This is a genomic window from Aequorivita nionensis, from assembly GCF_046352995.1.
Taxonomy (GTDB): domain Bacteria; phylum Bacteroidota; class Bacteroidia; order Flavobacteriales; family Flavobacteriaceae; genus Aequorivita; species Aequorivita nionensis.
This window is the reverse complement of sequence record NZ_CP130281.1, coordinates 14,262-27,500: the sequence shown is the minus strand read 5'-3', so window position 1 is coordinate 27,500 and position 13,239 is coordinate 14,262. Positions and strand designations below refer to the sequence as shown.

Sequence of the window (13,239 nt, the reverse complement as noted above, 5' to 3'; positions counted from 1 at the left end):
AACTCTTTTTTTAAGCAAGGTTCAGCTTTTCCCCTATTGTTTGTTTCCCTATGTCAAGATATTTTCCCGGCGGATGCTGGGAGGCATTAGTAGATTAGGAATCTGGAATTAGTGACAAACTAATCCCGCCACCTAATCCCTAATACCAATAACTAAGGTGGTTATAGCGACGGGGCTCACCTCTTACCTTTCCGAACAGAGAAGTTAAGCCCGTTTGCGCCGATGGTACTGCATCTCGTGGGAGAGTAGGTCGCCGCCTTCCTTTAAAGCCTTCACCATTTATTTGGTGAAGGCTTTTTTTTATGGGTAAAGAGAAATTTTCTAATTAGTCTAAACGGTAGGGAAAGTATGCGGGAAAGTTAAAAGATGGACTTCAAAATAGTATTTATCCCTTTAAAGCAAAGATAAATAGCACCTGCACCGGCTATAATTCCAAAGAAAAGAAACACATAAAACATAAACGTTTCTTTATTCAAAAATGAAAGAGTTAATAGATAGGGGCTCAAAAAGAGCAATGGTAATGCGAATGCCATAAATTTTAAACCCTTCTTCAATAAATCAAAATCTGTGTGTTCTTTACCCATTTTGAAAATTGTTTATTGCGTTGCGAACATTTTTATGTTTTTCTAAAAGTACTTGCGCTTCTCTTTCTGAAACATTCAATTCTTCCATAATCATTCGTACACCGCGATCCACAAGTTTGTTGTTGCTCAATTGCATATCAACCATTTTGTTTCCTTTTACTCTTCCCAATTGAATCATCGCAGTGGTTGATATCATATTCAAAACTAATTTTTGAGCCGTTCCAGCTTTCATTCGAGAACTTCCAGTAACAAATTCGGGTCCTACCGTAACAACGATTGGAAACTTTGCGGTAACCGCCAAAGGGCTTCCTTCATTGCAAGTTATACAACCTGTGGAAACATTGTTTTCATTACATTTTTTTAGCGCGCCAATCACATAGGGAGTAGTGCCGGAAGCTGCAATGCCAATAACAATATCTTTTTCTGAAATGTTTTCTTTCTGAAGATCTTGCCAACCTTGGTTTTCGGAATCTTCAGCAAACTCTACGGCTTTACGAATGGCGGTGTCGCCACCTGCTATCAAACCGATAACTAAATCGTACGGAACACCAAAAGTTGGCGGACATTCGCTGGCATCTACAATTCCCAAACGGCCACTCGTTCCTGCGCCTATGTAAAATAACCTTCCTCCATCCTTTAATTTTTCAACTACTTTTTCGGTAAGTTTTTCAATCTGGGGAAGTGATTTTTCAACAGAAAATGCAACGGTTTTGTCTTCGTTGTTGATGTTTTGAAGCAATTCGGAAACGCTCATTTTTTCCAAATGATTGTATTTTGAATCGGATTCCGTTGTTTTAATAAAAGACATATTCAAATTTACGATTAAAAATATGGTTATTGAACAGTATAATTGAGTGTAGAAACTTCTGAAACCCTAAAATAGCCCAACGGATAATTATCGGGATTTGTTTCGTTTATAATGTTGCCACGAACGGTTGCTGGCTGTGTTTCAAAAGGACCACCACCGCCTCCAGTTTGTTGTAAAAGGATAAACATAAAGTTATAATACGCTTCACTTACGCCGTAAATATTGAATTGTACTTCGTCAGGGGGCGCTAAATCTTCAACCAAATAATATCCAAAGATGGTATTTCCATCAAAAAACTCATCTTTATAAACGTCTAAAACGTCACCTCTTTCTGAGAGTCCTTCAAAAAAATAAAAGTTTTGTTCGCCTGCTGGATCGGTGAAAAATGCTTTCAACTCAATATCTTCCCCTGTAAAACCACCATCATCACGCTGTTCAACAAATTCCAAAGGGGAAACAGTGTAAAGCGTTTCCGTGGCTGTATAGGTTTCTTCTTTATAAAGTATAGTCAATTTATATTCTATGTTCAGTTGAAGCGCAATGCTTGACACGTAAACGCCGTCTTGGGTATAATTAAAAGGATAAACAATACCATTTTCGTCCGTTACGGTGATTGATGCATCAGTAACAAAAGGAACATCATTATCAAAAAAAGGCGCAGTAGTGGTTAACCTGACTGCTGCACTATTACTGCCATCTTCCCAAACATTCAAATTTGCTTCTACTACCAATCTCGGTGGTGCATCATTAAGCTCAACATCAATTACATCTTCACAGGAAGTAACTATTCCGAAGAAAATCACCAATATAAATAACTTCTTCATACTCTTAAAATTTAAAATTATAGGTTACCGAAGGGATTATCCCAAAAATGGAAAGCCGAACGGCTTCATTTTGATTAATATCAGTGTTTTCGCGAAACGATACGGAAGCCGCATTTTTACGATTGTAGGCATTGTAAATGCTGAAAACCCATTCACCTTTCCAGCGTTTTGTACTTTCAGGTTTTGGCGTCCAAGTGGCAGAAAGGTCTAAGCGATGAAATGTAGAAAGGCGACTGCTGTTACGAGCTTCGTACACAGGAACTATTACGCCATTATATTCATATTGTCCTTCAGGATAGGTGGTTGGTATTCCGGTTTGGAAAATGAAATTTGCGCCAAAAGACCATTTATTGGTAAGTTCATATTGTCCAGTTACAGAAATATCGTGCGTTTTGTCCCAAGCTGAATTGTACCATTCACCATTGTTTATTCCAGTTTCTATAGGTGTTCTTCCAGGTGTTTTTTGTTCACTTTTTGAAAGGGTATAAGCAATCCAACCTTGCAATTTTCCTGTGTTTTTCTTGAAAAGAACTTCAAGTCCGTAAGCTCTTGCTTCACTTTTCAGCAGAATTTGTTCCACCGCGTCGTTTGCAATTAAATCGGCATCGTCCACATAATCCAAACGATTTTTTACCTTTTTGTAAAAAGTTTCCACTTCGAGGGAATAATTTTTGAAATTTCTGAAATACCCCAATGCCACTTGATCTCCCAACTGTGGTTCAATATATTTTCCGCTCGGCGCATAAATATCAAAAGGCGTCGGGGAAGTGGTGTTGCTGATTAAATGAATGTATTGGGTCATCCTGTTATAGCTCGCTTTTATGGAAGAATCGTCATTCAGCAAATAGGAAATTGCAAAGCGCGGCTCCAAATTGGCAAAAGATTTTATTGTTTCACTTCTGCTAAAAGAAAAGGTATCTATGGGCGTTGCTTTTTGATAAATATCCAAACTTGGATTGTAAATTATCGGGTTGTCGTTTTCATATAAAAACAATTGATCCTGCCCCAAACGGTTGAAAGTAGAAAGACGAAGCCCAGCCTGTACCGAGATTTTATCTGAAAGTTCTATTTCAGCATCAACGTACACTGCGTTTTCCCAAGCGTATTTATCAGTAAGTTTAAAAGGATTGATTCCAGAATCTTCCGTAGTTGGCGTTACATCACCTGGATTGAATTTGTAATAAATACTGTTGATTCCGTAGCGCAAATCTACGTTATTTGAAATGTAATGCGAAAAATCATACTTCAAATTAAAGTTTCGAATGCCGCTATCAAAATCGAATTCCACAAATTTTAGTTCCAAACCGTAATAATAATCTGAATAAATCAAAGATAGATTCGAAAACAATTTATCTGAAAAAAGATGATTCCAACGAAGATTTAGCGTTGTATTTCCAAAGCTATTCGCGAAGCTATCAGAGATTTCAAAAACATCTCTTCCGAAATAACCGGACAAATAAAGGCGATTATTATCGTTTAGATTATAACTAAGCTTGGCATTCAAATCATAAAAGTATGCTACATTATCATTGTCGAAAAGAGGCAAAAACAAGTGCGCGTAGCTACTTCTTCCTCCAATCAAAAACGATGCTTCGTCCTTTTTTATGGGGCCTTCCAAAAGCAAACGGCTGGCAACCAATCCAATCCCGCCGCTGGCATGATATTCCCGCTTGTTTCCGTCTTTTTGGTAAATATCCAAAACTGAAGAAATTCTTCCACCATAACGGGCCGGAATCCCGCCTTTGTAAAGCGTCAAATCTTTAATGGCATCTGGATTAAAAACCGAAAAGAAACCGAACAAATGCGAAGAATTATAAAGTGTGGCTTCGTCCAACAAAATTAAATTTTGATCAGCAGCGCCACCGCGAACGTTGAATCCGCTGGCGCCCTCGCCCGCACTCGTAACTCCGGGAAGCAGCGTTATTGCTTTGATAACATCAACTTCGCCCAAAACCACAGGAATTTTTTTAATGGTTGTGGTCGAAAGTGTGTTGGCGCTCATTTGCGAACTTCGCACATCTAGCCTTTCGTTATCGGTTTCTATCACCACTTCATCCAGACTTTCAGTGTCGGTGGCCAATTCCAAATCTTTTTTTATGTTTTCGGACAGGGAAATTTGAATTTTTTGTGAAGCAAAACCAATGCTGCTATAAACAATTTCATAATCACCTTTGGGAAGTGTAATGGAATAATAACCGTACTGATTGGTTACCGTACCTGTTTGAAGCGAAGGGATGATAACATTTACACCAATCAAAGTTTCGCCTGTATCCGCTTCAGAAATTGTGCCGCTGATAGTAAATTTTTCCTGAGCGAAGGCTGTAAAGCTTCCGAGAAAAAGTAGAAAAGTTAGTATTTTTTTCAAATGTTTGATTGTTATATATAAAAAAACCTCCAGCTGTACTGAAGGTTTTAAAACGGTTAGATTATTACTTTATTTCTGAAAGTATGCTATTAAAAGTTTTGCTCGGTCGCATCGCTTCCGAAACCAGCTTATCGGTTGGTTCGTAATAACCACCAATGTTTACTGAATGTCCTTGAACGGCGATCAATTCATTATTTATTTTGGCTTCGTTTTCTTTCAATTCTTTTGCGATTGGAGTGAAGATTTTTTTCAAATCTGCGTCTTTGTCTTGTTTTGCAAGCGCCTCCGCCCAATACATCGCCAAATAGAAGTGGCTTCCGCGGTTGTCCAGTTCCTTTACTTTTCGTGAAGGTGATTTGCTGTTTTCGAGATATTTTTCGGTGGCTTCATCTAAAGCATCACCTAAAACTATAGCTTTTGGATTATCGTATTTTGTGCCTAAATGTTCCAAAGAAACTGCAAGCGCTAAAAATTCACCCAAAGAATCCCAACGAAGATGGTTTTCCTCTAAAAATTGTTCAACATGTTTAGGAGCAGAACCTCCAGCACCAGTTTCAAACAAACCGCCGCCATTCATCAATGGAACGATTGAAAGCATTTTTGCACTCGTACCCAATTCAAGGATAGGGAAGAGGTCAGTTAAATAGTCACGAAGTACGTTTCCTGTTACAGAGATTGTGTCTTGTCCCGCTTTTACGCGTTCCAAAGTATATTCAGTCGCTTTTTCGGGAGAAAGGATTTTAATTTCAAGTCCTTCAGTATTGTGATTTGGAAGGTATTTATTTACTTTTTTGATGAGTTCGGCATCGTGGGCACGGTTTTCATCCAACCAAAATACAGCTGGATTTCCGGTTGCCCGCGCACGCTCAACGGCAAGCTTTACCCAATCTTGAACAGGTAAATCCTTTACTTGACACATTCTCCAAATATCTCCTTTTTCAACCTTGTGTTCAATAATCACTTTTCCGGAAGCATCCAAAACCTGAACTTTTCCATCCGTGGAAATTTCAAAAGTTTTATCGTGGCTTCCATATTCTTCGGCTTTTTGAGCCATTAAACCTACGTTCGGAACGGTTCCCATTGTGGTTGGGTCAAAGGCTCCGTGTTTTTTGCAGAATTCGATAGTGGCTTCGTAAACACCTGCGTAACTGCTATCAGGTATTACAGCTTTAGTATCGTGAGATTTCCCATCAGGTCCCCACATTTTGCCAGAGTTGCGGATCATTGCAGGCATAGAAGCATCAATAATAACATCACTTGGCACATGTAGATTTGTGATGCCCTTGTCGCTATTCACCATTGCCAAATCTGGATTTTCGGCCATTATTTTTTTAATGTCCTGAAGAATAGCGTCTCTTTCGTCTTCGTTTAATTCGGAAAGTTTGTTCTCCAAATCGCCCAAACCGTTGTTGGCATTAACCCCTAATTTCTTAAAAGTATCGGCATATTTTTTGAAAAGATCCTCAAAATAGACTTTCACCGCATACCCAAAAATAATCGGGTCGCTCACCTTCATCATCGTAGCTTTCAAATGCACAGAAAACAATACCTTCTTTTCTTTGGCATCTTTCACTTGTTCTTCCAAAAACGTAATCAATGCTTTTTTACTCATTACAGTAGTATCGATGATTTCGCCTTTTAAGACTTTTAGATTATCCTTTAAAACTGTTTTATTTCCACCATTTTCTACTAAAACGATACTCAAAGTATCATCAGCAGCCATCGTCAATGATTTTTCATTGTGAAAGAAATCACCCTGTTGCATTGTGGCAACGTGGCTCTTACTATCACTGCTCCAAGCACCCATACTGTGCGGATGTTTTTTAGCGTAATTTTTTACGGCTTTTGGGGCGCGACGGTCGCTGTTTCCTTCACGGAGAACAGGATTTACTGCGCTTCCTTTTACTTTGTCATATTTTGCCTTTATTTCTTTTTCTTCGGAAGTAGTAGCAGTTTCAGGGTAATCTGGAATATTGAAACCTTTCTTTTGAAGTTCTTCAATGGCTTCATTTAACTGCGGAAGGGAGGCGCTAATATTAGGAAGTTTTATGATGTTTGCTTCTGGGGTTTTTGCAAGTTCTCCCAATTCCGTCAAATCATCATTCACGCGCTGTTCTTCCGATAGAAATTCTGGGAAAACCGCCAAGATTCTTGCCGCTAGCGAAATATCACGACTTTCCAGCTTTATGTTTGCGGGGGAAGTAAATGCTTGAACAATAGGTAAAAAAGAATGGGTTGCCAAAGCCGGGGCCTCATCGGTTTTGGTATATATAATTTTGGAAGTTTTTGTCATTGAAGTGCTTTTTTGAATAGAATTTTTGAAATTTTAAGGAATGCAAATATAGCGATTTGGAAGAGCTTCTGAAAGGAGTTTATAAGTTTAGGAGTTTAAAAGTTGAGGGGTTGAGGGGTTGAGGAGTTGAGGGAAATTAAAAAAATAAGTCATTAGTTCAACTCTAAACTTCTCAACCCCTCAACTCATCGACTGAAAAGTATCTAAAACAAGAAAAGCCATATCACCGTATAAATACATTGTGATATGGCTCCTTGTAAAGTAAACTTTTACCGACCAATTCACCGGAGCGAATTCTGGGCAAGTTTATTATACCCTTGCGATCGTTGCTTACTTACACGGGTTCAAAATTTTGTAATTTGCATCTTCCGTGAGGTTAATGCCATTTTCAAAAAACTGACCCAAAAACTTTTTTCAATCTCAATACTAATAATCTAAAGATCGTGAGTACCTCAAGCAATCAAAAAAAGCCTGTAAAGTGTTTTCTTTTTATTTTTTCAAACTTTTAGAGGCTAACCGTCTTGCGAGCGTTAGCTTCATAAGCGATTTAAAAAAATGGTGTAAAAGAACGTTACTTTATTTTATCATCTTGGCTGTTAGGCCGTTTTGATAGTGCTAATATAGAACGGAAAATTTGATATGCAATATTTTATAAGTCTTTAAAAATCCACAGTTTACAAACATAGCTTATAAACAATTGTTCATAAAAAAAGCCCTGTAAAAACAGGGCTTTTCATAGTTTTCAACAAAGTATAAACTACATACGTTTTTCTTTGATACGGGCTTTTTTCCCGGTAAGACCTCTAAAGTAGTAAATACGAGCTCTACGCACGCTACCTTTTTTGTTGATCTCAATTTTTTGAAGGGCTGGCATATTAAGTGGGAAGATACGTTCCACACCTACAGTACCGCTCATTTTACGAATTGTAAAAGTTTTAGTAATACCTGTTCCTTTAACTTGGATTACAACACCTCTAAAGAACTGGGTTCTTGTTTTTTCACCTTCACGGATTTCGTAGTAAACTGTAATAGTATCACCAGCTCCGAATTCAGGAAATTCTTTTTTTGTTACAAATTCGTCTTGTACAAATTTTATTAACGCTTCCATTTTGTTAATTTGATAAGGTTTAAATAAAACAACATTCGCGATTTTCGCCAGAGGTTGGATTAAGTGGGTGCAAAAGTAAGCAATTAAATTTATGAAGCAAGATTTAATTCCTTTTTTTGCGTTGCAGGAGTTTAGCTTTATTTAGAATTAGTAATCCAATTATTAATCTTATTTTCAAGCAATTGTAAAGGTATGCAACCTGTTTCCAAAACCTGATTGTGGAATTCAGCAATTTTGAATTTATCACCCAATTCTTTTTCTGCTTTATGGCGCAGTTCCAAAATCTTTAATTGCCCTATTTTATATGCCAACGCCTGCCCGGGGTTTGCCATATATCTTTCTATTTCTGAAATAATTCCCGCTTCTGGCTCGGCTTCGTTTTCTAAACAATATTGAATGGCCTGTTCGCGCGTCCAGCCTTTGGAGTGCATTCCAGTATCAACAACCAAACGCACGGCGCGGTGCATTTCGGCGCCCAGCATTCCAAAATATTGGTATGGATCTGTATAAAGTCCAAGTTCTTTTCCTAATGACTCACTGTAAAGCGCCCAACCTTCGCCGTAACCGCTGTAGAAAAGAGTTTTACGGAACATTGGCAAGTCGTCATTTTCCTGTGTTAATGAAATTTGATAGTGATGCCCTGGAATGGCTTCGTGCAAAAACAAAGACTCATCACTGTACACATTATATTCCGAAGCATTTGGAATTGGAACATAAAAAATTCCGGGTCGCGTACCGTCCAAACTGCCGGGGTTGTACTCAGCACTTGCAGAATTTTCACGAAACTTTTCAGTCTGTTTTACCTCAAAAGCCGTTTTCGGTTTTTTGTCGAAAAGCACTTCCAGTTTTGGTTTCATTGTATCGTAAATGGCGTAGAAGTGATCGATGATTTGTTGCGGTTCTTTGTAGGGCATCAACTCTTTATTGGTACGCACAAAATTGAAGAACGCTTTTAAATCACCTTTAAAGCCAATCTGTTCCTTCACTTTTTCCATTTCTGAAGAGATACGCGCCACTTCGCTTAAACCTAGTTGATGGATTTCATCGGCGGTCATTTCTGTGGTTGTGTACAGTTTTATTTGGTGTTTGTAATATGCTTCTCCGTTTGGTGTATCTGCAATTCCAGTGGTAGCTCTTCCTGCTTTTAAATAATCGCCAGCCATAAAATCATGAAGGCTTTGATATGCGGGAATAATTTTTTCAGAAACCATTTTTGAATAGGCTTCGGTAAGTTGTTTTTGGTCTTCTGCAGAAAAGTTTTCAGGAAAGTTTTTTACAGGTGAATAAAATAGATTTTTTTCCAAATTGGGTTCTGTCATTGCTTTTAACTGAGGAACCACTTTTACAATTAACGACTTTGGAAGCACATAACCTGCCGCCATTCCTTCCTTCATTCGGCTTTCTGCGGAATTTAACCAAACCACATAACCGTCCAAACGCTTTAGCCAATTGTTGTAATCTTCCAGGGTTTTGAATGGTTGCGCGCTGCTGCCGCTAGCCAATTGCCCCATCATCAAATTAACGGACCACATTTGGTCAATAGGAAAATAGGTGCTGTTTTTGAAAGTAAGCGCTTCAAGGTTTATGTTGCATTCCCACAGCAGAATGTCCTTGCTCATCTTTTCGTTTTCGCTTAAATCGGCATCGTTAAATTTTGATGCTTCTTCCTTGTAGTGGGTATAATATTTTTTCAATTCAGAAGTATATTCATCCGAAAGGAAATTTGGGAAACTGTCGTTGTAGCGTGTATCACCCGAAAATGTTGCAGCCAGCGGATTTAATTTTAATCCTTCTTGGTAATAATTGTCGAGTATTTTGTTGAAAGCTGCACTCACGTTATTTTCAGTTTTAGTTTCTTTTTTTTCTTTTGATTCGTTTTTGCAGGCAGTGAAAAGAACGACTGCGAGTAGGATTGTTATTATTTGGTTGGTTTTCATTTCAGGTTGGTTTTAGTTGATTTTTGGTATAACCGCAAAGTTCTATTTCTTTGCCAAAAATTCCTTTGCAGTTAAAACTGGAATTTTAGAATTTTTAAAATCTCTTTTATTACGGGTAAGAATTATATCAATGTGATTTTCCATAGCTGAGTAATATTGTAATCCGTCTTCAAAATCTGGAAAATTGTCATCGCTCAAGGCCAGTTGCGTAATTTTATCATCTAAACTTAATATTTCAACGAGAAGCTTAAATTTCCGTAATATTTCGCGGGCTTCTTTTGCTGATTTCAGTTTAGTGAGGATGTAATTGGTGTTTGCAAAAGTTAAAGCTGAAATAGCCAAATTAAGTTCTTTTTTATCCGCACGCGAAAACAGATCGGCAGCTTCGTCATAGAAATCTTTTCGCATTGCAAGTAAATCTATAACAATATTGGTATCAATCAATATTCTGCTCATTTGTATTTTTCAATTAAGTATTTCGAGTAAGCATCTTTTGCATCGAAATTCTCTTCAAGCTCTATTACACCGCTTAAACTTTCTACCAAAGGTGTGATATCGCCTCCTTTTTTTTTGCGTTTTGTAAGCGAATCCAAATACGATTCAATCAGTTTGGACAGACTTGTATTGTGCAATTTTGCATAGGTTTTTGCACTTTCAATGACTGTTCCGTCTAGACTTAATGTGAGTTTTTTGTCCATTGCAAATTGTTTTACGTGTAAAAATAATGATTTATTACGTAAGATTAAAGCTGCTCATTCTTTTTTTTAAAAACCCGCTTTGAAAAATTTACTCCAACAAATCCGGCCTACGCTCCTTAGTGCGCTTATAAGCCTGCTCTTCGCGCCATTCTTCAATTTTAGGGGTATTACCGCTTGTGAGGATTTCGGGAACGGTCCAACCTTTATAGTCTGCAGGGCGGGTATAAACTGGGGGCGCTAATAAATCGTCTTGGAAGGAATCTGTCAGTGCGCTGGTTTCATTTCCCAAAACGCCTGGAATTAAACGTATCACAGCATCACAAACTAAAGCCGCAGCAAGTTCGCCACCGCTTAAAACGAAGTCGCCAACAGAGATTTCGCGGGTTATAAAGTGATCGCGAACACGTTGGTCCACGCCTTTGTAATGCCCGCAAAGAATAATAATATTTTCTTTAAGCGAAAGTTCGTTGGCTGTGTGCTGGTTAAAAGTTTTGCCATCGGGAGTCATGTATATTATTTCGTCGTAATCCCTTTCCGCCTTTAGTTCTGAAATACATTTATCAATAGGTTCAATCATCATAACCATTCCGGCGCCGCCGCCAAATTGGTAATCGTCTATTTGTTTGTAGGCGTTTGTGGACCAATCGCGAAGGTTGTGGGTGTGTACTTCCACGAGTCCTTTTTCAATGGCGCGTTTAAGGATTGAAACTTCAAACGGACTTTGGAGCAATTCGGGTAAAACGGTGATTATGTCAATTCGCATTATAGGAATTCTTTTTTCATTTTACAACGGTCTATGGAACCTTTGGCGCGTTCCAAAACGCCTTTGTCTAAGGTATCCATCGCGCATTTTTTATAGTAATCAATCGCTTCGTCCAGTTTTCCCTGTTGTTCATACATAATTGCGTATTCGTTGTAGATGGTGGATTTTGTTATCCCGGGAATATTTATGGCAGTGTCAAGCAATTCTTTCAATTCATCATGTTTTCCCAAAGTAGAAAGAAGAACGGAATAGTTGTAATATACGGGCGGATACATCGGGCTTTTTTCCAAACAGAGTTTGTAGAGGGTTTCGCCTTTTTCAAATTCCTTGAATTTTACTTCATACAGATAGCCTAAGTGATTATAGGCTTTCCCGAAGTTTGGATCCAGATCGATGATTTTTTCAAGCTTGTTGGTAGCTTCGTCATAAGCGCCATTTTTAATATCATTGTTTGCCCCATTAAGAAGTTCTTCAAGTTTGGTTAGATGGTCCATTTTCAGAAAATTTAGAGTTACAAAAATAGGCAATTCCTGCTGAAACTATCCTTTTTTAGCTTCGCGTTCTTTTTTACGTTGTTCTCTTTTTTCTTCGCGTTCTTTTTTTCGAAGCTCACGTTTTTGCTCGCGGGTAATTTCGCCATCCTTAAAGGCATCCTTATAGTTAATGTCATTATCAACTTCACCCTTAAATGCTTGAATCCAAGCGTTTTCAAAAATGTTTAAAACTGTTGGCCAAACGCCAGTTTTCACATCATTTAAATCTCCTTCAAAGGGAACTTTTGTAGCCAGAGTATCTGTGCCTTGGTTTTTCAGTATAAATTTGAAGAACCCAACAAATCCTTCCCATAAAACTTCGAGGAAGCTATCGTCTTTTCCAATCAACTGGGTGTTGGTTAAAAGGGGTTTTACATACCCAATAAGATGTCCATCGGCAATGGCGACTTCGCTGTAAATTCCAAATGTACCTTTGTCAAAATCTAGGCCGGCGTAATAGTTCGTGAAATCATTTAAAGCCGTTGCTTCCGCATTTTCCAGGGAAAAAGAAAGATCCATATCTGGAATTTCCTTTACCAGGTTCATATAACCTTCCAAGGAAACTTTTCCCTTACCAATTGAAACGCCACTGGCGCGGATGGGCGAGGGGAGTATGCGCTCTTTTTCAACCACATTCCTAAGGTTGTCTGCGGTTAGTTCCAACTTGTTTATTTGTAAATCTATATTTGGTTCGGCAGAAAGCTGCACGAAAGCCAATTTGCCATCGTGAACCTCAAAATGGTTAATGTCTATGGGCACAATATCTGTGAGTGCTTTGGTCCAATCATCCACATTTGCATCACTGCCCTCGGGGTTTTCCTTTTGGTCCTCAAAAACGTAAATCACTTCTGGGCTGGTCATTATTATTTCGCTAACAATTTTGCCTTTAAAAAGTGATTTCCACTCAATGGAAATATCGCTTTTCGGAAAATTCAAAAACGGAACCTGTGATTCTGCGGTGCCTTTGCTCAAGTACATGCCGTTAATAACGTATGCGCCCCGGTAAAGAGAAATGTCTATATCATCCACTTGCCCATAATAGCCGGGAATGTCTGCCAATACTTTGTTTACGTAATTTTTCACTAAAGTGGGAAGGTAAAGGCGAAAGGCAATTAACAGAATTAAAATTATAATAGGTATGGTATAGCGTTTCTTCTTGAAACCTCTCTTCTTTTTTTGTTCTGACATAGTATGATTTGAATGATTTTAACAAATTTGATAGAATGTGGGCAGATTTTCAGTTAATGAAGTCATAAAAATAAAACCATAGTGAATTTCCCTAAAGCAAAGTTTTAGAAAAGTAGGAAAACACACACAGAAAAAAAG

The 13,239-nt window shown here is 38.2% G+C and carries 12 protein-coding genes and 1 rRNA gene; 1 reads left to right on the top strand and 12 read right to left on the bottom strand.

What is annotated here, in order from left to right; genetic code table 11:
- Positions 1 to 153 precede the first annotated feature (153 nt).
- Positions 154 to 262 (top strand): 5S ribosomal RNA (gene rrf, locus Q2U82_RS00135).
- 97 nt (positions 263 to 359) lie between these two features.
- Here the strand turns inward: rrf and Q2U82_RS00130 are convergent.
- The 12 genes from Q2U82_RS00130 to Q2U82_RS00075 form a co-directional block, all read right to left on the bottom strand.
- Positions 360 to 584, bottom strand: a complete 225-nt coding sequence (locus tag Q2U82_RS00130; protein ID WP_068762003.1) for a DUF6095 family protein — start codon at positions 582 to 584, stop codon at positions 360 to 362.
- Positions 577 to 1,392: an N-acetylmuramic acid 6-phosphate etherase gene (murQ, locus tag Q2U82_RS00125; protein WP_410005768.1), complete on the bottom strand. Its 816-nt coding sequence runs from the start codon at positions 1,390 to 1,392 to the stop codon at positions 577 to 579. Before murQ ends, Q2U82_RS00130 begins: the two co-directional genes overlap by 8 nt.
- Positions 1,393 to 1,418: 26 nt before the next feature.
- Positions 1,419 to 2,216: a DUF4249 domain-containing protein gene (locus Q2U82_RS00120; protein WP_410005767.1), complete on the bottom strand. Its 798-nt coding sequence runs from the start codon at positions 2,214 to 2,216 to the stop codon at positions 1,419 to 1,421.
- Positions 2,217 to 2,220: 4 nt separating this feature from the next.
- Positions 2,221 to 4,581, bottom strand: coding sequence for a TonB-dependent receptor (locus tag Q2U82_RS00115; RefSeq protein WP_410005766.1), 2,361 nt, complete (start codon positions 4,579 to 4,581; stop codon positions 2,221 to 2,223).
- 64 nt (positions 4,582 to 4,645) lie between these two features.
- Positions 4,646 to 6,874: an NADP-dependent isocitrate dehydrogenase gene (locus tag Q2U82_RS00110; RefSeq protein ID WP_410005765.1), complete on the bottom strand. Its 2,229-nt coding sequence runs from the start codon at positions 6,872 to 6,874 to the stop codon at positions 4,646 to 4,648.
- A 757-nt stretch (positions 6,875 to 7,631) separates the two neighbouring features.
- Positions 7,632 to 7,982, bottom strand: coding sequence for a 50S ribosomal protein L19 (rplS, locus tag Q2U82_RS00105; protein WP_068761998.1), 351 nt, complete (start codon positions 7,980 to 7,982; stop codon positions 7,632 to 7,634).
- Between the two features lie 137 nt (positions 7,983 to 8,119).
- Positions 8,120 to 9,919, bottom strand: coding sequence for a DUF885 domain-containing protein (locus Q2U82_RS00100; RefSeq protein WP_410005764.1), 1,800 nt, complete (start codon positions 9,917 to 9,919; stop codon positions 8,120 to 8,122).
- 42 nt (positions 9,920 to 9,961) lie between these two features.
- Positions 9,962 to 10,375: a type II toxin-antitoxin system VapC family toxin gene (locus Q2U82_RS00095; protein ID WP_410005763.1), complete on the bottom strand. Its 414-nt coding sequence runs from the start codon at positions 10,373 to 10,375 to the stop codon at positions 9,962 to 9,964.
- The gene (locus tag Q2U82_RS00090) at positions 10,372 to 10,617 is read right to left on the bottom strand and encodes a DUF6364 family protein (RefSeq protein WP_410005762.1); all 246 of its coding nucleotides are present in this window, start codon (positions 10,615 to 10,617) and stop codon (positions 10,372 to 10,374) included. Before Q2U82_RS00090 ends, Q2U82_RS00095 begins: the two co-directional genes overlap by 4 nt.
- A gap of 88 nt (positions 10,618 to 10,705) precedes the next feature.
- Complete coding sequence (gene trmD, locus Q2U82_RS00085; protein ID WP_410005761.1) at positions 10,706 to 11,380, bottom strand: tRNA (guanosine(37)-N1)-methyltransferase TrmD; 675 nt, start codon at positions 11,378 to 11,380, stop codon at positions 10,706 to 10,708.
- The gene (locus Q2U82_RS00080; RefSeq protein ID WP_410005760.1) at positions 11,380 to 11,874 is read right to left on the bottom strand and encodes a hypothetical protein; all 495 of its coding nucleotides are present in this window, start codon (positions 11,872 to 11,874) and stop codon (positions 11,380 to 11,382) included. The genes trmD and Q2U82_RS00080 overlap by 1 nt, the downstream gene beginning before the upstream one ends.
- A gap of 45 nt (positions 11,875 to 11,919) precedes the next feature.
- The gene (locus tag Q2U82_RS00075) at positions 11,920 to 13,101 is read right to left on the bottom strand and encodes a DUF748 domain-containing protein (protein WP_410005759.1); all 1,182 of its coding nucleotides are present in this window, start codon (positions 13,099 to 13,101) and stop codon (positions 11,920 to 11,922) included.
- Positions 13,102 to 13,239: the final 138 nt, after the last annotated feature.

Excerpts from the sequence above, each read along its gene's own strand:
- Q2U82_RS00130 (WP_068762003.1), bottom strand. The coding sequence starts at position 584 with ATGGGTAAAGAACACACAGATTTTGATTTATTGAAGAAGGGTTTAAAA.
- murQ (WP_410005768.1), bottom strand. The coding sequence starts at position 1,392 with ATGTCTTTTATTAAAACAACGGAATCCGATTCAAAATACAATCATTTG.
- Q2U82_RS00120 (WP_410005767.1), bottom strand. The coding sequence starts at position 2,216 with ATGAAGAAGTTATTTATATTGGTGATTTTCTTCGGAATAGTTACTTCC.
- Q2U82_RS00110 (WP_410005765.1), bottom strand. The coding sequence starts at position 6,874 with ATGACAAAAACTTCCAAAATTATATATACCAAAACCGATGAGGCCCCG.
- rplS (WP_068761998.1), bottom strand. The coding sequence starts at position 7,982 with ATGGAAGCGTTAATAAAATTTGTACAAGACGAATTTGTAACAAAAAAA.
- Q2U82_RS00100 (WP_410005764.1), bottom strand. The coding sequence starts at position 9,919 with ATGAAAACCAACCAAATAATAACAATCCTACTCGCAGTCGTTCTTTTC.
- Q2U82_RS00095 (WP_410005763.1), bottom strand. The coding sequence starts at position 10,375 with ATGAGCAGAATATTGATTGATACCAATATTGTTATAGATTTACTTGCA.
- Q2U82_RS00090 (WP_410005762.1), bottom strand. The coding sequence starts at position 10,617 with ATGGACAAAAAACTCACATTAAGTCTAGACGGAACAGTCATTGAAAGT.
- trmD (WP_410005761.1), bottom strand. The coding sequence starts at position 11,380 with ATGCGAATTGACATAATCACCGTTTTACCCGAATTGCTCCAAAGTCCG.
- Q2U82_RS00080 (WP_410005760.1), bottom strand. The coding sequence starts at position 11,874 with ATGGACCATCTAACCAAACTTGAAGAACTTCTTAATGGGGCAAACAAT.
- Q2U82_RS00075 (WP_410005759.1), bottom strand. The coding sequence starts at position 13,101 with ATGTCAGAACAAAAAAAGAAGAGAGGTTTCAAGAAGAAACGCTATACC.